The 18,281-nt window shown below is 72.2% G+C and carries 14 protein-coding genes and 1 pseudogene; 6 read left to right on the forward strand and 9 right to left on the reverse strand.

Translation table 11 applies throughout. The annotated features are described in order from the left end of the window. Positions 1–342: 342 nt before the first annotated feature. Positions 343–1,011 carry a lytic polysaccharide monooxygenase auxiliary activity family 9 protein gene (locus tag ABD223_RS41010; RefSeq protein WP_344043306.1) on the forward strand — a complete coding sequence of 223 codons (669 nt, stop codon included), beginning with the start codon at positions 343–345 and terminating at the stop codon, positions 1,009–1,011. A 27-nt stretch (positions 1,012–1,038) separates the two neighbouring features. On the opposite strand, the gene manA is transcribed toward ABD223_RS41010, so the two are convergent. The 4 genes from manA to ABD223_RS41030 form a co-directional block, all read right to left on the reverse strand. Next, positions 1,039–2,142: a mannose-6-phosphate isomerase, class I gene (manA, locus tag ABD223_RS41015; protein WP_344043308.1), complete on the reverse strand. Its 1,104-nt coding sequence runs from the start codon at positions 2,140–2,142 to the stop codon at positions 1,039–1,041. Between the two features lie 68 nt (positions 2,143–2,210). Continuing rightward, the gene (locus ABD223_RS41020) at positions 2,211–3,173 is read right to left on the reverse strand and encodes an ROK family protein (protein WP_344043310.1); all 963 of its coding nucleotides are present in this window, start codon (positions 3,171–3,173) and stop codon (positions 2,211–2,213) included. Positions 3,174–3,332: 159 nt separating this feature from the next. Beyond that, positions 3,333–4,166 carry a LacI family DNA-binding transcriptional regulator gene (locus ABD223_RS41025; protein ID WP_344043312.1) on the reverse strand — a complete coding sequence of 278 codons (834 nt, stop codon included), beginning with the start codon at positions 4,164–4,166 and terminating at the stop codon, positions 3,333–3,335. Next, entirely contained in the window at positions 4,163–6,607 is a 2,445-nt protein-coding gene (locus ABD223_RS41030) for a glycoside hydrolase family 2 protein (protein WP_344043314.1), read from the reverse strand. The genes ABD223_RS41025 and ABD223_RS41030 overlap by 4 nt, the downstream gene beginning before the upstream one ends. A 122-nt stretch (positions 6,608–6,729) precedes the next feature. Here ABD223_RS41030 and ABD223_RS41035 point away from each other — a divergent pair, with 122 nt between their 5' ends. The 5 genes from ABD223_RS41035 to ABD223_RS41055 all read left to right on the forward strand — a co-directional run bounded on the left by ABD223_RS41035 (position 6,730) and on the right by ABD223_RS41055 (position 12,116). Next, positions 6,730–8,850, forward strand: a complete 2,121-nt coding sequence (locus tag ABD223_RS41035) for an alpha-galactosidase (RefSeq protein ID WP_344043316.1) — start codon at positions 6,730–6,732, stop codon at positions 8,848–8,850. A 198-nt stretch (positions 8,851–9,048) separates the two neighbouring features. Then, complete coding sequence (locus tag ABD223_RS41040; RefSeq protein ID WP_344043318.1) at positions 9,049–9,804, forward strand: ESX secretion-associated protein EspG; 756 nt, start codon at positions 9,049–9,051, stop codon at positions 9,802–9,804. Positions 9,805–9,896: 92 nt separating this feature from the next. Further along, complete coding sequence (locus ABD223_RS41045; protein ID WP_344043320.1) at positions 9,897–10,280, forward strand: hypothetical protein; 384 nt, start codon at positions 9,897–9,899, stop codon at positions 10,278–10,280. Positions 10,281–10,303: 23 nt separating this feature from the next. After that, the gene (locus ABD223_RS41050; RefSeq protein ID WP_344043322.1) at positions 10,304–10,822 is read left to right on the forward strand and encodes a DUF3558 family protein; all 519 of its coding nucleotides are present in this window, start codon (positions 10,304–10,306) and stop codon (positions 10,820–10,822) included. Positions 10,823–10,835: 13 nt separating this feature from the next. Continuing rightward, on the forward strand, positions 10,836–12,116 hold the full coding sequence (locus ABD223_RS41055; RefSeq protein WP_344043324.1) for a hypothetical protein: 1,281 nt from the start codon (positions 10,836–10,838) through the stop codon (positions 12,114–12,116). Positions 12,117–12,164: 48 nt separating this feature from the next. Here the strand turns inward: ABD223_RS41055 and ABD223_RS41060 are convergent, their stop codons facing one another. From ABD223_RS41060 to ABD223_RS41080, 5 genes and pseudogenes are all read right to left on the reverse strand, one after another. Beyond that, complete coding sequence (locus ABD223_RS41060; protein ID WP_344043326.1) at positions 12,165–14,252, reverse strand: glycoside hydrolase family 36 protein; 2,088 nt, start codon at positions 14,250–14,252, stop codon at positions 12,165–12,167. After that, positions 14,249–15,112 (reverse strand): ABC transporter ATP-binding protein, encoded by an 864-nt coding sequence (locus ABD223_RS41065; protein ID WP_344043328.1) that lies wholly within the window; start codon positions 15,110–15,112, stop codon positions 14,249–14,251. The genes ABD223_RS41060 and ABD223_RS41065 overlap by 4 nt, the downstream gene beginning before the upstream one ends. Further along, positions 15,109–16,905, reverse strand: coding sequence for a dipeptide/oligopeptide/nickel ABC transporter permease/ATP-binding protein (locus ABD223_RS41070; protein WP_344043330.1), 1,797 nt, complete (start codon positions 16,903–16,905; stop codon positions 15,109–15,111). Before ABD223_RS41070 ends, ABD223_RS41065 begins: the two co-directional genes overlap by 4 nt. 17 nt (positions 16,906–16,922) lie before the next feature. Further along, entirely contained in the window at positions 16,923–17,912 is a 990-nt protein-coding gene (locus tag ABD223_RS41075) for an ABC transporter permease (RefSeq protein WP_344043332.1), read from the reverse strand. A gap of 31 nt (positions 17,913–17,943) precedes the next feature. Next, a pseudogene (locus ABD223_RS41080) lies at positions 17,944–18,281 on the reverse strand (ABC transporter substrate-binding protein); the annotation flags it as partial.

The following is an 18,281-nucleotide window of genomic DNA, read 5'->3' on the forward strand; positions in this document are numbered from 1 at the left end:
GCGGCGAGGGCGTCGAGGTGGACGGGGCGCCGCCGCCCTCGCCCGCCTCCACGGCGGTGGTGAGCGCGGCCAGTTCGGCCTCGCGGCCGACGAACCCCGGCGGGGCGAGGGGCAACTGCCGGGGCACCGGCCTGCGCTCCGACGGGGGCACGCCGCCACCTGCACGGGTCAACCTCCCGCCACCACCGGAAAGGCCAGTCGACTGGGCCGTTCGGGGCCCCGCCGGCGCGAAAGTCCTTCGTTCCGGCGCAGGGTTCACAGAACGTGCCCCATTCGCTACCGTGGGGAACTGGGAGCGCTCCCAGTCCGACATCCGGTTACTCCTCGACGTGGAGGACACACATGACCAGCCGCGGTCTCCGCACGGCGTTCGGCGTCTTCACCTCGGTCTTGGCGGTCCTCGCCGCCACCCTCGTCGCTCTCGTGGGCTCCACGGGCGTGGCGGGCGCGCACGGGTCGGTGACCAACCCGCCGTCGCGCAACTACGGTTGTTGGCAGCGCTGGGGCAGCGACCACCTGAACCCGAACATGGGCCAGACCGACCCGATGTGCGCCCAGGCCTGGAAGGCCGACGCCAACGCGATGTGGAACTGGAACGGCCTGTACCGCAACGGCGTCGGCGGCAACCACCAGGGCGCGCTGCCGAACGGCCAGCTGTGCAGCGGCGGCCTGGCGGAGAGCGGTCGCTACCGGGCGCTCGACGCCGTGGGCGCGTGGAACGCCACGAACATGCCGCGCCAGTTCACCCTGCGGCTGGACGACTCGGCCCGCCACGGCGCCGACTACCTGCGGATCTACATCACCCGCCAGGGCGTCAACACCGCGACCCAGGCGCTGCGCTGGAGCGACCTGGAGCTGGTGACCACGACCGGCCGCTACGGCACCACCGGCCTGTACGAGGCCCAGGTGAACGCGGGCAGCCGGACCGGCCGCCACGTGGTGTTCACGATCTGGCAGGCCAGCCACATGGACCAGGCCTACTACCTGTGCAGTGACGTGAACTTCCAGTAGGGACCGACGACGCCGGGGCAACGACGCTCAGGCGCCGAGGTTCACCGCGGCCCAGAACGCCCGGCCTTCGCCGGCGACCTGGGCCGCGGCCTCGTCGTGGGGCAGGAACACCGACTCGCCGCTCGCCAGCCCGACCTCGTCGCCGCCCCTGCGCACCACCAGGGAACCGTTGACGCACAACAGGACCTGCGGCCCGCCGCCGGCCAGCACCGCGCCGGGGCGCACCTCGTGCAGCCGGAACTCCGGGTCCGGGGTCGGGTAGGTCCTCAGTGGACCGTCGACCTCGCCGTCGAGCACGTGGGCCGGCCCGGTCCGGGTGTCCACGATGGACAGCACGGCGGCCACGTCGACCTCCTTGGTGGTCAGGCCGGCGCGCAGGACGTTGTCGGAGTTGACCATCAGCTCGACGCCGACGCCGCGCAGGTGCGCGTGCGGCACGCCCGGCCCGACGTACACCGCCTGCCCCGGTCGCAGCACGACCCCGTTGAGCAGCAGCGCCGCCACGACGCCCGGGTCGCCCGGGTAGGTCCTGGCCGGTTCCGCGAGGTGCGCCAGCTCGGGCACGCGCCCGAGCGCCGAGGCCACCTCCGCGACCAGCCCGCCGGTCGTGCCGGTCAGCGCCAGGCGCAGCGCCCCGCCCACCTCGCCCGCCGCCACCGCGGCCCGCACGGGCGCCAGGCCGGGCACGTCCAGCCGGTCCAGCAGCGCGACGGTGTCGGCGGGCGCGCGGAACCCGGACATCGTGGTGAACTCCGTCAGCGCCACCAGCACCTCGGGCTTGGCCCGGTCGTCGCGGTAGCCGCGCCCGGCGTGCCCCGCGACGGCCTGCTCCCGGTCCGGGTGCACCTGGAGGGACAGCGGCGCGTCCACGGCCAGCACCTTGAGCAGGAACGGCAGCCGGGGGCCGAACTCGGCCAGGCAGCGCGGACCCAGCAGGCCCGCCGGGTTGGCCGCGAGGTAGCGGTCCAGCGGCACGCCGCAGCCCCGGAGCCGGGACGGGTCGTCGGGGTGCGCGCCGACCCACAGCTCCGCCTGCGGGCCGGGGCTCGGCGACGGCTCGCCGAGCAGCTCGGCGAGCGCGGTGCGCGAACCCCAGTGGTAGTCCCGGATGACCGTGTCGAGCTTGCGCACGAGAGTTCCCCACCGGGGACGCGGGGTCCCCATCGAGTCTGCCGGATCGGGTGTTCCTACCGGTGGCGTCAGATGCCCACCGGCAACGACGGGAGCCGGTCGCCCACGAGCAGCGCCGCCGCGCCGATCAGGCCCGAGTCCACGCCCAACGTGGCCGGGCGGACCTCCACCCGGCGCGTGAAGTCGAGCCCCGGGTGGTCCGCGAGGGGTTCGAGCACGGCGGGTTCCAGCAGGTCCCACGCCTGGGCCACGCCGCCGCCGATCACCACCCGGTCGATCTCGCACAGCGCGGCGGCCACCGTGACGACCCTGGCCACCGCCTCGCCGGACCGCCGGAACGCGGCCAGCGCGATCGCCTCGCCCGCGCGGGCCGACGCGGCGAGCGCGATGCCGTCGGCGGTGCCGCCCAGGGGCCGCCAACCCTGCTCCAGCGCCCAGCGGACCATCGACGGGCCGCTGGCGACGGCCTCCGCGCACCCGTGCGCGCCGCACCCGCAGGGCGGCCCGGCCGGGTCGATCACGAAGTGGCCGACGTGGCCCGCGTTGCCCGCGACGCCGAACAGCGGCTTGCCGTCGAGCACGAAACCGCCGCCGATGCCGGTGGACACCACCATGCCGAGCAGGCACTCGCTGCCCCGCCCGGCGCCGTGGTGGTACTCGGCCAGCGCCATGCACAGCGCGTCGCCGCCGAGGCGCACGGGCAGGCCGGGCACCAGCTCGGCGACGCGCGCGGTGATCGGGAAGTCGCGCCAGCCGGGGATGTTCACCGGGCTGATGACGCCCGCCCGCCGGTCCATCGGCGCGGCCGAGGCGATGCCCGCGCCCAGCACCTCGCGCCCGGCGTCGACGGCCAGGTCGAGCAGCTCCACCACCGGCGCGGCCAGGGCCGCCCACACGGTCTCCGCGTCGCCCGCGGGCGTCGGCGCGGTGCGGCGGGCCGGCACCGCGCCGTCCGACTCGACCAGTGCCGCGGCGAGCTTGGTGCCGCCGATGTCGAGGGCGAGCGCGAGCGGGGCGGACGAGTGGGCCATGGACTTAGTTAAGCGGTTAAGTAAAGTGGGGTCAAGAGGCTTCCGAAACCGAGACCGAACAGCTCTTAAGCGGTTCTACGACCCTCGCTCGACGCGGGCACGCCGAGGGCCGGCGACCAGGTTCCGGGAACCCCCTCGCCGGCCCTCGGCCCACGCGCCTCAGCCGATCGCGGCGGTGCTCCGGCGCGGCACCAGCGCCGGCGTCGGCGACCAGCGCTCGGCCACCGGCCCGCCCGCGACGAGCTCCAGCACCGACTCCGCGACGGTCACGCCGAACTGGTGCACGTCCACGCTCATCGTGGTGAGCGCGGGCGACGCGAGCCGGCACAGCGACGAGTCGTCCCACGCCACCAGGCTCAGCCGCCCCGGCACCGGCACGCCCAGCTCCTTGGCGACGGACAGGCCGGCCACCGCCATCACGTCGTTGTCGTAGAGGATCGCCGTGGGCGGCTCGTCGGCGCCGAGCAGCGCCGCGGTCAGCTTGGCGCCGGACTCCTCGGAGTAGTCGCCCTCCAGCACCACCGGCTCGATCCCGGCCTCGGCGCAGCCCGCCAGCAGGGCCGCCGTGCGGGCGCGGGTGTGCAGCAGGGTGTCCGGGCCGCTGACCCGCGCGATGCGGCGGTGGCCCAGCTCCAGCAGGTACGCCAGGGCCTCGCGCACCGGTCCCGCGTCGTCCGTGCGGACCGCGGGCACGGCCAGCTCGTCCGGCTCGCCCACGTACAGCGCGGGCAGCCCCAGCTCGCCCAGCACCGCGGGCCGGTGGTCGTCCGCGGTGCGGTTGACGACCACCACCGCGTCGACCACCGAGCCGGCCGCCCACCTGCGGTAGGCGGCGATCTCGGCGTCCTCGGCGCCCACGACGTGCAGCAGCACGGAGCGCTCGTCCTCGGCCAGCCGCTCCTCGATGCCCGCGATGAACTCCATGAAGAACGGCTCCGCGCCCAGCAGCCGCGCCGGGCGGGCCAGGACGAGGCCGACGGAGCCGGTGCTCACGCCCGCACCGCGCAGAGGGTGTTGGCCGAGCGCAGCACCAGCGGGGCGGTCAGCTCGTCCGGGTCGACCGACGCGGCGGTGCGCACCACGAACGAGTGGGTCTCGCCCGCGGCGAGCGTGATCAGGGCGTCGTCCACCACGGCGTCCTCGGCGACCCGGTCGGCCAGCACGGCGACGTCCCTGGCGAACGAGTTCGCGGTCACGTCCACGCGGTAGCCGCCGTCGACCGGGCTCACCCGGGCGGTCAGCGGCTCCGGGTCGTAGGCCAGCTCCAGGTCCTCCCGGAACAGGTGCGCGGCGCGCGCGTCGGCCGTCCTCGCCACCAGCACCTCCCCCTTCGGGTCGCCGGGCGCCAGCAGCTCGTCCGCGAGCGCCAGCACCGCCACCGACCTCGCCGGCACGTCGAGCGGCAGTTTAACCGCCGCCAGCTCCTCGCCCGCGAAGGTCTGCCGGGTGAGCGCGACCTCGCCGGTCCAGGCCTCGTCGGTGTCGTTGACCGCGACGAGCGCGTCCCGGCCGTCGCGGGGCTGGACGGTGAGCAGGCGCGGCGCGAAGGCGTGCCGCAGCGAGTAGTACAGCGGCTTGGGGCGCTCCTCGCCGTCGATCGCGGCCCATGAGGTCACCGGCCAGCAGTCGTTGAGCTGCCAGACCAGGGCGCCGGCCGTGCGGGGCCAGTGCGAGCGGAAGTGCTCGACGCCGAACGCGACCGCGCGGGCCTGGTTGAGCTGGGTCGCCCAGTGCCAGTCCTCGAACGCCCCGGGCGCGGGCAGGTGCGGCGCGAGGCCGCGGTCGAGCTTGCCGTTGCCGTCCTCGGCCTTCTGGTGCAGCAGGAACGCGGGCGAGGTCGGTGTCATCGGCTCGTCGTGCACCCACTTGGTGAGCGTCGCCCAGGTGGGCGGGCCCTGGAAGCCGAACTCCGAGCAGAAGCGCGGCGTGGAGTCGCGGTAGTGCGAGTAGTCCTGGCGGTTCCACACCTCCCACTCGTGCCGCGTGCCGTGGGTCTCCTCGTTCGGGTGCAGGTCGCCGGGGCTGTACGGGCTGCCGGGCGAGTAGGGCCGGGTCGGGTCCAGCTCGGCGACGACCCGCGGCAGCAGGTCGGTGTAGTACCCGAGGCCCCAGGTGCGGCCCTGGAGCTGCTCGGCCCACTCCCAGTCGGCGAAGCCCCACAGGTTCTCGTTGTTGCCGTTCCACAGCGCCAGGGACGGGTGCGGGGTCAGGCGGGCGACGTTGTCGCGGGCCTCGGCCTCGACCTCCTCCCACAGCGGCGACTCCTCGGCGTAGGCGGCGCAGGCGAACAGGAAGTCCTGCCACACCAGCACGCCGCGCTCGTCGCACACGTCGTAGAAGTCGTCGGACTCGTAGATCCCGCCGCCCCAGATGCGGAGCATGTTCATGTTGGCCTCGACGGCCTGGTCGACGCGGCGCTCCAGCCGGTCGCGGGTGATCCGGGTCAGGAAGTGGTCGTCCGGGATCCAGTTGGCGCCCTTGGCGAAGATCGGCTTGCCGTTGACCACGAACGTGAAGGGGCTGCCGACCTCGTCGGGCGCGGTGTCCACCTCGACGGTGCGGAACCCGACGCGGTGGCTCCTGGCGTCCACGTCCTCGTCGCCGGCCCTGAGCACGACCTCCAGGTCGTAGAGCGGCTGCGCGCCGTGGCCCACGGGCCACCACAGCTCGGCGCCAGGCACCTCGACGGTCGCCACGGCGGAGTCGCCGTCGACGCGCACGACCTGCTCGACGCCGCCCGCGGTGGCGACCAGCGCCAGCTCGGCGCCGCGGTCGGCGCGGTCGACGTCGGCGTGCACCTCGACCCGGCCGACGCCGTCGGCGCCCACGGTGACCAGCGGGCGGACCTGCGCGAGCCGGGCCACCGACCAGCGCTCCAGCCGCACGGGCTTCCAGATGCCCGCGGTCTGGAGGTCGGGGCCCCAGTCCCAGCCGAAGGAGCAGGCCATCTTGCGGACGGCGTTCATCGGGTGCGGGTACACGCGGGCGCGCCGGCCCAGCGCCTCGTCCTGCTCCTCGGCGTAGGCGAGCGCGGAGCGGAAGGTGACGACCAGGTCGTTGGCCCCGTCGCGCAGGTGCTCGCGCACGTCGAAGCGGTAGGAGCGGAACATGTTGGCCGTGCGGCCCAGGACGGCGCCGTTCAGCTCGACGGTGGCGACGGTGTCCAGGCCGTCGAAGGCCAGCTCGACCGCCTCGCCGGGCTTCGCCGCCTCGGCCTCGAAGGTCAGCGCGTACCGCCAGTCGACGCGGTGCATCCAGGCCAGCGCGGTCTCGTTCGAGTCGAGGTACGGCTCCGGGACGAGGCCCGCCGCCAGGAGGTCGAGGTGGGTGCTGCCCGGCACCTCGGCGGGGACGTCGGCGATGTCGACGCCCTCGGGGACGGGACCGCCCACCGCACTCAAACGCCACCCGTCGTGCAGAGTGCTGCGGATCATCGTTCCTCTTTTCCGGCGGTGGCGGGAAGCGTTTCTGCCTTGTGAACACCAGGGTATGGCGATTCTTACGCCAGCAACTAAAGTAAGTCAACGACCTTCACCGCCAGAGAGGAAGACCACAAGTGGCAGACGTGACGCACCTGCGCGGAGCGGGTGTGAGCCTGGTGCTCGACTTCTCCGGGGGGACCCTGCCCCGCGTGCGGTACTGGGGCGCCGATCTGGGGGATTTGTCCTCGGCCGAGCTGGCGGCGCTGCTGCTGGCGCAGGTGCCGCACCCCATCGGGTACGCCGTGGACGGTTCGGTGGACGTGGCCGTGCTGCCGGAGCAGTCGGCGGGGTGGCTGGGCACGCCCGGCGTCGTCGGGAACCGGGCGGGGAGGGACTTCTCCACCGCGTTCCGGGTCGTCTCGGTGGACGGGCCGGTGGTGCGGGCGGTGGATCCCGCGGCCGGGTTGGCGCTGGAACTGGTGATCGAGCTGACGCCGGCCGGGTTGGTGCGGCAGCGGGCGACGCTGACCAACACCGGCTCGACGCCGTTCGCGGTGGACGCGGTGAACCTGACGCTGCCGGTGCCGGCGGAGGCGGTGGAGCTGCTGGACTTCACCGGGCGGTGGACGCGGGAGCGCAGCCCGCAGCGCACGGCGTTCACGCAGGGCCTGCGGGTGCGGGAGAACCGGACCGGCCGCACCGGCTACGACTCGGCCTACCTGCTCGCGGCGGGCGCCGAGGGGTTCGGCAACCGGTCGGGCGAGGTGTGGGCGGTGCACACGGCGTGGTCGGGCAACCACCGCACCTTCGCCGAGCGCACCTCCCACGCGCTGTCGCTGCTCGGGTCGGGCGAGCTGCTGCTGTCCGGCGAGGTCGTGCTCGACCCCGGCGGGTCCTACGCCTCGCCGTGGCAGTACGGGTCGTGGGGCGTGGGCCTGGACGAGGTGTCCGCGCGGTTCCACCGCCACCTGCGCGCCCGCCCGCACCACCCGTCCTCACCGCGCCCGGTCGTGGTCAACACGTGGGAGGCGGTCTACTTCGACCACGACCTGACCCGGCTCAAGGCCCTGGCCGACGCCGCCGCCTCGGTGGGCGCGGAGCGCTTCGTCCTCGACGACGGCTGGTTCGGCTCGCGGCGGGACGACAAGCGCGGCCTGGGCGACTGGCACGTCTCGGAGGAGGTGTGGCCGGACGGGCTGGGGCCGCTGACCGACCACGTGACGGGCCTGGGGATGCAGTTCGGCCTGTGGGTCGAGCCGGAGATGGTCAACCCCGACTCCGACCTGGCACGCGCCCACCCGGACTGGCTCATGGCCGCCGGCGACCGGCTGCCCCGCGAGGCGCGGTCGCAGCAGGTGCTCGACCTGGCGAGGCCCGAGGCGTTCGCCCACGTCCTGAAGTGCCTGGACGACCTGCTGACCACCTACCCCATCTCGTACCTGAAGTGGGACCACAACCGGGACCTGGTCGACGCCGGGCACCGACCGACGGGGCGCGCCGGCGTGCACGGGCAGACCCTCGCGGTCTACCGGCTGCTCGACGAACTGCGGCGGCGACACCCCGGCGTGGAGGTCGAGTCCTGCTCCTCCGGCGGCGGCCGGGTCGACCTGGAGGTCCTGGAGCGCACCGACCGGGTCTGGGTGTCGGACTGCATCGACGCCCTGGAACGGCAGTCCGTGCAACGCTGGACCAACACCCTGATCCCGCTGGAGCTCATGGGCACCCACGTGGGCTCGGGCACCTCCCACACCACCCACCGGCGACACCCGATCGACTTCCGGGCGGGGACCGCGCTGTTCGGCCACTTCGGCATCGAGTGGGACCTCACGGCGGCCTCCGACGAGGAACTGGAGCGCCTGCGGGCGTGGGTGGCGCTCTACAAGGAGCTGCGGCCCCTGCTCCACACGGGGGTGGCGGTGCACGGCGACCACCCGGACCCGGCGATCGAGGTGCACGGCGTGGTGGCCCAGGACGGCTCGGACGCGGTGTTCGCGGTGGTGTCCCTGGCCACGTCGGCGTCCTACCCGACCGGCGCGGTGCGGTTGCCGGGTCTGTCGCCGGACCGGCGCTACCACGTCCGCCCCTTGCCGCCCGGCGACCACCCGGACGGCAACGCGCACAACTGGGGCATTCCGCTGCCTTGGTGGTCACCTGAGGGGGTGACGCTGCCGGGGCGGGTGCTGGGGGCGGCCGGGGTGCAGGCGCCGGTGCTCTACCCGGAGCGGGTGGTGCTGGTGCGGGCCACGGCGGTGTGACCGGGGCGGGCGTCCCCGCAAGAGTGGCTACAGTGCGTTACTGCGAGTCATCGCAAATCTGAGCCGAACGAGTGCCGCACATCACGAAGGTGTGCGGCATTCGTATTTTTTTCCACCCGATTATCCCCGAAATATGCGGCCGGTTTTCCCCCTTCTGGTGTGATCATGGACCGCCGGGGCGAAAGGGGAGAGAACGAGTTGCCCGAGGAGATCCTCTGCTCACCAGCGGAACTTGACGTGGTGGGCGAAGCCATGGACCTGGAAGTCAGGCGTTTCCCGTTCACCATCGGGTACCACGGGTCCACTCGAACCGAACGGGCGAGGCTGGTCGAGACCGTGCACCGCGACCTGGCCGCCCGCGGCTTGGTCGAGGGTTCACGCTTCACACCGGAGTTCACCGAGGTGCTGCGCCTGTTCGCCCGCGCGCCGCTGACCATCGCACTGGCCGGGTCGGACTCGGGCGACCACCTCACCGCACTCGCGGCGCTCGAGGGTCGTTCAGCCTTACTCGCCATCCAAACGGGTGAGAACATCAGCTTCCGCAGGTGCTCGACACAAGCCGCATTGCGAGGACTGGTCGCATTACCGCCCACCCTGCCGGCGGGCACCGGCGAACCGGTTACCGTGACCGAATCACCGAAACCCGACGAAATCGAGGACTTCTCACAATTCCGCGTGACGAGGCGAATGCAGTTCACCCCGACAGCGGAGTCACTGGTGGCGGAGGTGCTGGGTCGACCGCGGACGGGAGCGGGTTATTTTGTGGCCAGTGCCCGCGACCGGCACGGACGGGAAAAACCGGTGGGTTCGTTGACCTACCTGGACACCGACATGGGACGGTACGCGGCGGTGCCGGGCACTGGGCCGAGAGGTGAAGCGAGTGCCACTTACCGGCCGTGGGACCAGCGGTACATAGAGGCCCACTTGAGCGAAATTCTTGATACGTACGGGTGAGAGGCAGAACCGAACGCGGAACTTCTGCATCGTAACTGGTATAGGGATCAAGGGCTAAGCGCACCGCGCGAGCCAGAGGGGCGGACACGGGGATGGCGGATTTCTTTCAGGGCATGCAGGGCCTGGGAACGGTGATCTCCCAGGTCAATGCGGTTACGGGTCCGGGCTTCGCGGTGAGCGAAGACTCGGGCGCACCACTGGTCGAGGTGCTCGACAGTTTTCTGTTGCTGATGCGAGCGAGGCAGATTGACCTCGGCCGTCTCGCGATCGAGCCACCTCTGGGCATGACACCCGCAGCGCGCGTCTACAAGCCATTCATCGCCAGCATCGCGGCCGACCCCGTGCAGGGCAGCCAGGCCGTCCTGAAGGACTTCCAGCAGAAACTCCTCCTCATGAAGGAGCAGATCACAGAGGCTATGAAGCTCTACCAGGCCAACGAAGAGAACAACACAAATTCCTTCTCCACTACCGAGTGACCCAGCTCTCAAGGCAGGCAGTTGTGCGCTCACGAAAGATCCTGGCCGGACAAGCATCAGCGCTTCTGCTGCTCACAGCGTGCGGTGGACCGGTGGCGGGTGAGGCCTCACCCGCCACCGTTGTCGGCACGAGGGCATCCACCGCACCGGGCGATGTCCCCGCCACGTTGGACGAAGCGGACCCGTGCGGTCTGCTGACCGAGGACGAGATCGAACAGGTCTTCGGTCGGCAAGCCGCTGCCACCCGTGACGACTTCGGGTCAGCCAGCAGTTGCCGGTACGAACCGGGCAGGCGGTACCTCACCATCGACGTCCGCACCAACGCCGGGTTGGCCGACCTGCCCGCGACCAACCCGATGACCGACCTCACGGTGGGAGATCACCGGGCGAAGTCGTGGACGGCGATCGGCGGCGGTTGTTTTGTCTCCCTCGGCGTGTCGTCGTCCTCGCGCGTCGACATCGCGTTGACGGCGGACCTGGACGAACAACCGTGTCCGTTCGTCCACGAACTGGCCACGCTGGTGGAGCCGAGACTGCCCTGAGGAGGGGAAGCCGATGGATCAGACGACAACCCGCGCCGCACCGACGAAACCCGATACCTTCTACGCTGGCATTCCTCATTCAGAGCTGTACAGAGCTCTTTCGGAGGAAGCCAGTCCAAAGGCGGTGTTCGCGCAGGGGGACCTGTGGAAAAAGCTGCACCAGGTGATGGTCGATTTCAGCGACGCGGTCGCCCACGCCGCCGCTGCGAGCGAGCCGGAGTGGGAGGGCAGGGCCGGAGACGGGACTCGGCAGAAGTTGTACGACCTGGCCCGCGAGGCCAACACGTTCGGGTTCGCGGCCAAGCATGCCGGCGAGATGTCCTTCCGACAGGCTGAGGCCCTGGACAACGCGCAGAAGAAGATGCCTCCGCCACCCGTTACGCCGGTCAGCGCCGAGTCGACCACAGAACAGATCATCCGGGCCATGAGCCCGCTCGGGCTGGCACAACAGGCGTTCATGGCCTTCCTCGAGTCTCAGCGGCAAAAGGCTGAACACCTGATGGCCGTTGACGTGGTGGAGACCTATGACCGCATCCTCGCCGAGACCTGTGCCGCCCAGCCCGCGTTCGCCCCGCTACCTCCCCCACCTCCTCCGCCCCCTCCCGTGGACGGCCATGAGAACTTCGGCACCTACCACGGCCGGTATCCCGCGGAAGGCTCGACCCAGCAGGCGACTGACGACGTCACCCCGACGCCACCGCCCCTGAGCGGCACTACAGCTGCTCAAGGGACGACGGCCACCACACCCGGCGGCGCGACGACCGCCCCCAGCGGTCTCGGCCAAGGCCTGGTCCCTCCGGGTCACGCCTCCGGCCACGGCGGCACCACTCCCCAGTGGTCGCCCCCGGGCGGCTACACCGGCGGTGTCGGGACCGGCGGGTACCCCGGCTCGGCCCGGGGCATCAGCGCCAGGCTCGGCGGTCCAGGTCCGCACACCGGCACGGGCTCACGCAGCGGCGCGGCAGGAGCAGGCCGGTACAGCGGCGCGGGCGCAGGTGCCGGCGGTGCAGGCGCAGGCGGGGCAGGCGGCTCCGGCGCGGGCGGCCCCGGTGCGGCCAGGAACTCCAGCGGCGTCCTCGGCCCCCACTCCGAGGCCGCCCGGGGCGCCGTACCCGCCCGCCCCGGCGGCGGCGCGACCCACGCACCACCTCTCGGCGGCGCGATGGCCCCCGCCGGCGCCACCAACGACGAGGACAAGGACCACCAGACCGCCCCCTACCTCCTGGAATCAGACCCCGAATCCCTTTTCGGCAACACCGACGCGGTAGCTCCCCCGGTCATCGGCGAGTGGTGACGAGGGGGTGCTGCGGAAACCCCCACGGCACCCCCTCACTCAGTCAACTCACCCCGCCAACCGCACCACCACAGCCGCCGGCGCGTCGCCGTCGTGCCGGACGTCCAACACCCCCGACCCCGCGTCCCAGGAGAACCCCCACCCCGACGCCGACACCGGGAACACCGGCGACACCGCCACCTCCCTCCCAACCAGCCCGGCCACCGGCAGCGCGACCGACGACGACGCCCCCGGCAACCGCCACACCGTCACGTACGAGTCCACCGCCCGCAGCCCGACCGCCACCCACGACGACCGCCCGGTCAACCCCAGCGGCCAGAACGGCGCCGCCGAAGCGATCTCCCCGCGCAACGCCCGGTGCGCCGCCACGGCCTCCCGCACCAACCCCCGCTGCCCCGCGTCCATCAGGTCGACCCGCCCGGCCAGGTACAGCCGCCCCAGCACCCCCGTGGCCAGCGTGAACGCCGCCTCCTCCGCCGTCATCCCCGGCTGCGCGTACGCCCAGTTCCCGCACTGCTCGGGCAGCACGGACGCGGGCGCGGCGGCCGCGATCGGCGGGTACAGCAGGGGGTTCTGCTGGTCCGACGTGGACTGGAGGTGCAGCCGGGACAGCAGCGCGTAGTCCATCCGCATGGCGCCGGACGCGCAGTTCTCCAGCAGCAGCCCGGGGTGGCGGGCCAGCAGCGCGTCCAGCCACGCCAGGTAGGCCCGGTTGTGCCCGAGCAGGCCCTCGCCCGGCGCGAGGCCGCCGAGGTCGGTGCCCGCGCCCGGCATGATGTTGTAGTCCAGCTTGAGGTACCCGATCCCGAACTCCTCCACGAGCCGGTCGACCACGGAGTCCACGTGCCGCACCGCCTCGGGGTGCCGGAAGTCCAGGTGGAACCGCCCGTGCTCGCCGACCCGCGCGCCGTGGCGCTGGAAGAACGCCTCGTCCGGCAGGGTGCGCGCCAGCGCGGAGCGCACGCCGACGACCTCGGGTTCCAGCCACAGCCCCGGCACCATCCCGCGTGCCCTGATGCGGTCCGCCACCTCGCCGAACCCGCCGGGGAACCTCGTGCGCGACGGCCGCCACTCGCCGACGCTGTCCCACCACTTGCCGTCCTCGTCGTACCAGCCGGCGTCGACGCAGAAGTACTCCGCGCCGACGTCCGCCGCCGCGTCGACCAGGGGCAGCAGCTTCTCCGTGGTGGGGTCGCCCATGAGGGTGTTCATGTAGTCGTTGAACACCACCGGCAGGTCGGGGGCGCGCCGGTCGCGCCGGGTGGCCCGCCGCTGCGCGGTCAGCGCCGCGAACGCCTCGTCGACCCCGCCGGCGGCGATGGCCACGGACACCGGCACCGTGGTGAACCCCCGCTCCGAGGTCACCACCCGCGCCCACTGGTGCTCGCCGTCGCTGGGGCCCAGCAGCGCCAGGTACGCGCCGGCGACGGTCTCGCCGACCTCCCAGTGCCACGCCCCGTTGTGCTCGACCTGCCACGCCATCGCCCAGCTGTCGTCCCGCGCGACCAGCACGCCGGTCGGCAGGTGCTCGCCGGTCGACCAGGAGCTGCGCGAGGTCAGCGCGAACCGGCTGCGCGACGCGTGGTGGTGCACGGTCGGGTCCATCGCCACCAGGCCGGCCTCGCGCAGCGGCGTCCGGTGCCAGCGCGATTCGGCCACCCAGTCGGAGTCGGCGTGCACGAGGTCCACCTCGTCCACGGTGCGCCCGGAGTCGACCAGGAACGCGCCGGTCGACAGGGACGTCACCGCCTGGAGGTGGACCGGGTCGCCCTCGACGGACACCTCGGTCCACGTCCGCACGGCGGGCACCCCGGCCACGCCCTGGAACACGGACGCGGTCACCAGGCCGGTCACCGGGTCGTGCTGCACGACCCGCAGCTCGTCGGTCGTCGCCACGTGCTCCCGGTAGCGCAGCCGCGCCCCGATGGTGGTGTCGGCGTACCGGTGGCTGCCGGGGAACCGGCCGTGGCCGAGCGCCTGCACCTCGACCAGCGGCGCCCCGATCAGCGGAGCACCGACCGGCGGAGCACCGACACCGCCCGGCGGACCGCCGGGCCTCAGCGACACCAGGCTCACCGGCCCCTCGTCCACCCTCAGCAGGAGTCGCACGGCACCGGTGGACCAGGTCAGCGTCATGTCGCCACTTCCTCCCAGCGCTGCGTGGTGTGGTCGTACGCGGCGGCCGCGCCCGCCCGCTCGACCTCGGCCGGGTCGATGTCGAGGGAGCGGCCCCGCGCGTCCGGGTTCGGCGCGGCGGACGCCAGGATCCGGGTGTACGGGTGCTGCGGGTTGAGGATCACGTCGTCGGCGGGTCCCCGCTCGACCACGCGCCCCTTGTAGAGCACGAGGATGTCGTCGGAGAAGTGCCGGGCGGTGGCCAGGTCGTGGGTGATGTAGAGGACGGCCAGCCGCTCCTCGCGCTGCAACCGGGCGAGCAGGTTGAGCACGCCCAGCCGGATCGACACGTCGAGCATGGACACCGGCTCGTCGGCCACCACGACCCGCGCGCCCGGCGCGAGGGCCCGCGCGATGGCCACGCGCTGCCGCTGGCCGCCGGACAGCTCGTGCGGGCGGCGGTTGGCGATGTCGCGGCCGGGCAGCGACACGCGCTCCAGCAGGCCCACGACCTCGTCCCACCCGTGCGGCTTGCCGTGCAGCTTGAGCGGCCGCTCCAGGTGGTGCGCGATGGTGTGGAACGGGTTGAGCGAGGCGAACGGGTCCTGGAACACCATCTGCACGTGGTCGCGGTAGGCCCGGTCGGGCACGCGCCGCCCGTCGTCGGCGGTGACCGCGACGGACCCGGCGCTGGGCTTCTCCAGGCGGGCGATCATCCGGGCGATGGTGGACTTGCCGGACCCGGACTCGCCGACCAGCGCGACCGTGCGGCCGGGGGTGAGGGTGAACGACACGTGGTCGACGGCCCGCAGCCGCACCCGCCTGAAGCCGACCCGGACGTGGAAGTCCTTGACCAGTTCGCGTGCTTCCAGCGTGGTCACCGAACGCCTCCGGAGGGGGTCTGCTCGCCGGACCGGACGAACGAGCCGCGCTCGCCGGTCAGGCTGGGGAACGATTCGAGCAGCTTGCGCGTGTAGGGGTGCGCCGGCCGCTCGTACATCTCCTGGGCGGTCGCGTGCTCGACGACCTCGCCGTCCTTCATCACCGCGATGCGGTCGGCCAGTTCGAGCAGCAGCGGCAGGTCGTGGGTGATGAACAGGACGGCGAAGCCGATCTCGTCGCGCAGCCGGAGGATCTCCCGCAGGATGCCGCGCTGCACCACCACGTCCAGCGCGGTGGTCGGCTCGTCCATGATCATGACCTGGGGGTCGAGCAGCAGCGCCATGGCGATCACCACGCGCTGCCTCATGCCGCCGGACAGCTCGTGCGGGTAGGAGCGGAGCCGCCGCACGTCGACGCCGACGAGCTTCAGCACCTCCTCGCACCTCGCGCGGCGCTGCGCCTTGGTCATGTCGGGCCGGTGCGTGGTGAGCACGTCCTCCAGCTGCGCCCGGACCGTGATGACCGGGTTCAGCGCGTTCATCGCGCCCTGGAACACCATGGACAGCTTCGACCAGCGGAACTCCCGCAGCTCGCCGGGCGCGAGGGCGAGCACGTCGAGGTCGCCGCCCTCGCGGTCGTGGAACGTCACGGAGCCGCTCGTCACCTCGGCGGGCGGCCGGTGCAGCCGGTTGACCGCGTAGGCGAGGGTGGTCTTGCCGCAGCCGGACTCGCCGGCCAGGCCCAGGATCTCGCCGCGCCGCAGCGTGAGCGACACGTCCTTGACCGCGTGCACCGGCCTGCCGACCTGGTAGACCACGGACAGGTCGCGGACGGTCATCACCACGTCGTCGTCGGTGCGCGCCACCGGCTCGGCCGCGCGGTCGGGCTCGACCGCCGCCTTGCGGGGGATGTCCCGCAGCTTGGGGTTGATGATCTCGTCGATGCTGAAGTTGACGAGCGACAGGCCGCAGCCGAACAGGGCGATGATCAGGCCCGGCGGCACGAACCACCACCACGCCTCGCGCTGGAGCGCGAAGCCGTTCTGGGCGTAGTAGAGCATCGTGCCCAGGGTCGAGGAGTTGGACGCGCCCAGGCCGAGGAACGACAGGCCCGCCTCGCTGAGGATGGCGTAGATGACCGCGAAGACGAACTGCGAGGCCAGCAGCGGCAGCAGGTTGGGCAGGATCTCGACGGTGATCACGCGCCAGGGCTTCTCGCCGGACACCTTGGCGGCGGCCACGTAGTCGCGGTTGCGCAGCGACAGCGTCTGGGCGCGCAGCACGCGGGCCGACGCGGCCCAGCCGGTGATCGCCAGCACCACCGCGATGGTCCACGAGCCGCGCTGGTCGGCGGGCACGAACGCGGAGATCACGATCACCAGCGGCAGGCCGGGGATCACCAGCATGACGTTGGAGAACAGCGAGAAGCCCTCGTCGACGTACCCGCCGACGTAGCTGCCGACGATGCCGAACAGCGCCGACAGGACGGTGGCCATCACGCCGACCAGCAGGCCGATGTAGAGCGAGCCGCGCGTGGCGGAGGCGAGCTGCGCCAGCACGTCCTGGCCGGTGAGGGTGGTGCCGAGGAGGAACTCGCCGCCCGGCGAGGTCAGGCCGAGGTCGCGGATGAGGTTCGGGTCGCCCAGGAGCAGCGGCCCGAGCAGGCCGAACAGGGTGATCGACACGATCAGGCCGAGGCCGACGCCCAGCTTGGGCGACCAGCGCGGCAGCATCGACCGCAGGCCGGAGCGGCCCCGGGGCGGCTCGACGGTGACGGGACTCAGGTTGGTCACGGTGCCCGGTCTCCTTCTCAGCCGCTGACGCGGGTGCGCGGGTCGATGACGGCGTACAGCAGGTCGACCACGAGGTTCGCGCCGAGCACGGCGACCGTGATCACGAGGAAGATGCCCTGCATGAGGGCGTAGTCGTTGTTCTGCACCGCCTGGAGCAGCTTCGAGCCGATGCCGGGGTAGGAGAACACCTGCTCGGTGATGACCGAGCCGGACACCACGAAGCCCAGCGAGATGGCGAAGCCCGCGACGGAGGGCAGCACCGCGTTGCGGGCCGCGTACTTGATCATGATCCGCGAGTCGCGCAGGCCCTTGGCCCTGGCGGTCAGCACGTAGTCCTCGGCGGTGGCCGAGACCATCATGTTCCGCATCCCCAGCAGCCAGCCGCCGACCGAGGAGATGACGATGGTCAGCGCGGGCAGCGTGCCGTGGTAGATCGCCGAGCCGATGAACTCGGCGTCCCAGCCGGGCGACAGGACCACGTCGTAGCCGCCGAGCAGCGGGAACCAGCCCAGGGCGGACGCGAGCACCGCCGCCAGGATCAGCGCCAGCCAGAAGTACGGCACGGCGGCGAGCACGGTGGTGGCGGGCACCAGGCTGTCCAGCCAGGTGCCGCGCCGCCAACCGACGAACGTGCCCAGCGCGATGCCCAGGACGAACGACAGGAACGTCGCGATGCCCACGAGCACGAGCGTCCAGGGCAGGGCCTGCCCGATGATCTCCGACACCGGTGTCGGGAACGCCGACACCGAGACGCCGAGGTCGCCCCGGAACATGTTGCCCAGGTAGGACAGGTACTGCCGGAAGAGCGACTCGCCGCTGTTGCCGCCCAGCAGCAGCTCGTACGCCCTGCGGGCCGACGGGTCCACGGTCCCGCCCCGTTGCGCGAGCTTCGCCATGAGGATGTCCACCGGGTTGCCCGGCATCAGCCTCGGGATGAAGAAGTTCAGCGTCAGGGCCGCCCAGAAGGCGACCAGGTAGAACGCGAACTTTCGGGCGTAGTACCTCATCGGTCCGCCAATCGGTTCTAGTGGGCCCCGGTCACTGGCCCGCGGGCTTGAGCTTCAGGAAGATCTCCGAGTGGTCGGGGCGCTGCCAGACGGCCGCGACCGCGTAGAGGTCTTCCTTCGTGGGCCAGCCGGTGAACTTCTTGGCGTTGTACTCGCTGGTGGTGCCCGCGGTGAGGATCGGGATGTACGGGATCGACTTCTCGATCTCGGTCTGGATGGTGTCGAAGTACTGCTGCCGGTCCGCCGCGTCCTCCGGGTTGACGCCCTTGAGCGCGGTCAGGGCCTGGTCGACGGCGGGGTTGGAGAAGCGGGAGAAGTTGGGGTTGGCGACCTCGCCGACCTTGGCGGTGGTGGCGGTGCTGAAGAAGT

Origin of the sequence: Saccharothrix xinjiangensis, assembly GCF_039527585.1 — a bacterium.
GTDB lineage: Bacteria > Actinomycetota > Actinomycetes > Mycobacteriales > Pseudonocardiaceae > Actinosynnema > Actinosynnema xinjiangensis.

Coding starts and splice junctions, on each gene's coding strand:
- ABD223_RS41010 (WP_344043306.1), top strand. CDS start 343: ATGACCAGCCGCGGTCTCCGCACGGCGTTCGGCGTCTTCACCTCGGTC.
- ABD223_RS41020 (WP_344043310.1), bottom strand. CDS start 3,173: ATGGCCCACTCGTCCGCCCCGCTCGCGCTCGCCCTCGACATCGGCGGC.
- ABD223_RS41030 (WP_344043314.1), bottom strand. CDS start 6,607: ATGATCCGCAGCACTCTGCACGACGGGTGGCGTTTGAGTGCGGTGGGC.
- ABD223_RS41045 (WP_344043320.1), top strand. CDS start 9,897: ATGGCGGATTTCTTTCAGGGCATGCAGGGCCTGGGAACGGTGATCTCC.
- ABD223_RS41055 (WP_344043324.1), top strand. CDS start 10,836: ATGGATCAGACGACAACCCGCGCCGCACCGACGAAACCCGATACCTTC.
- ABD223_RS41060 (WP_344043326.1), bottom strand. CDS start 14,252: ATGACGCTGACCTGGTCCACCGGTGCCGTGCGACTCCTGCTGAGGGTG.
- ABD223_RS41075 (WP_344043332.1), bottom strand. CDS start 17,912: ATGAGGTACTACGCCCGAAAGTTCGCGTTCTACCTGGTCGCCTTCTGG.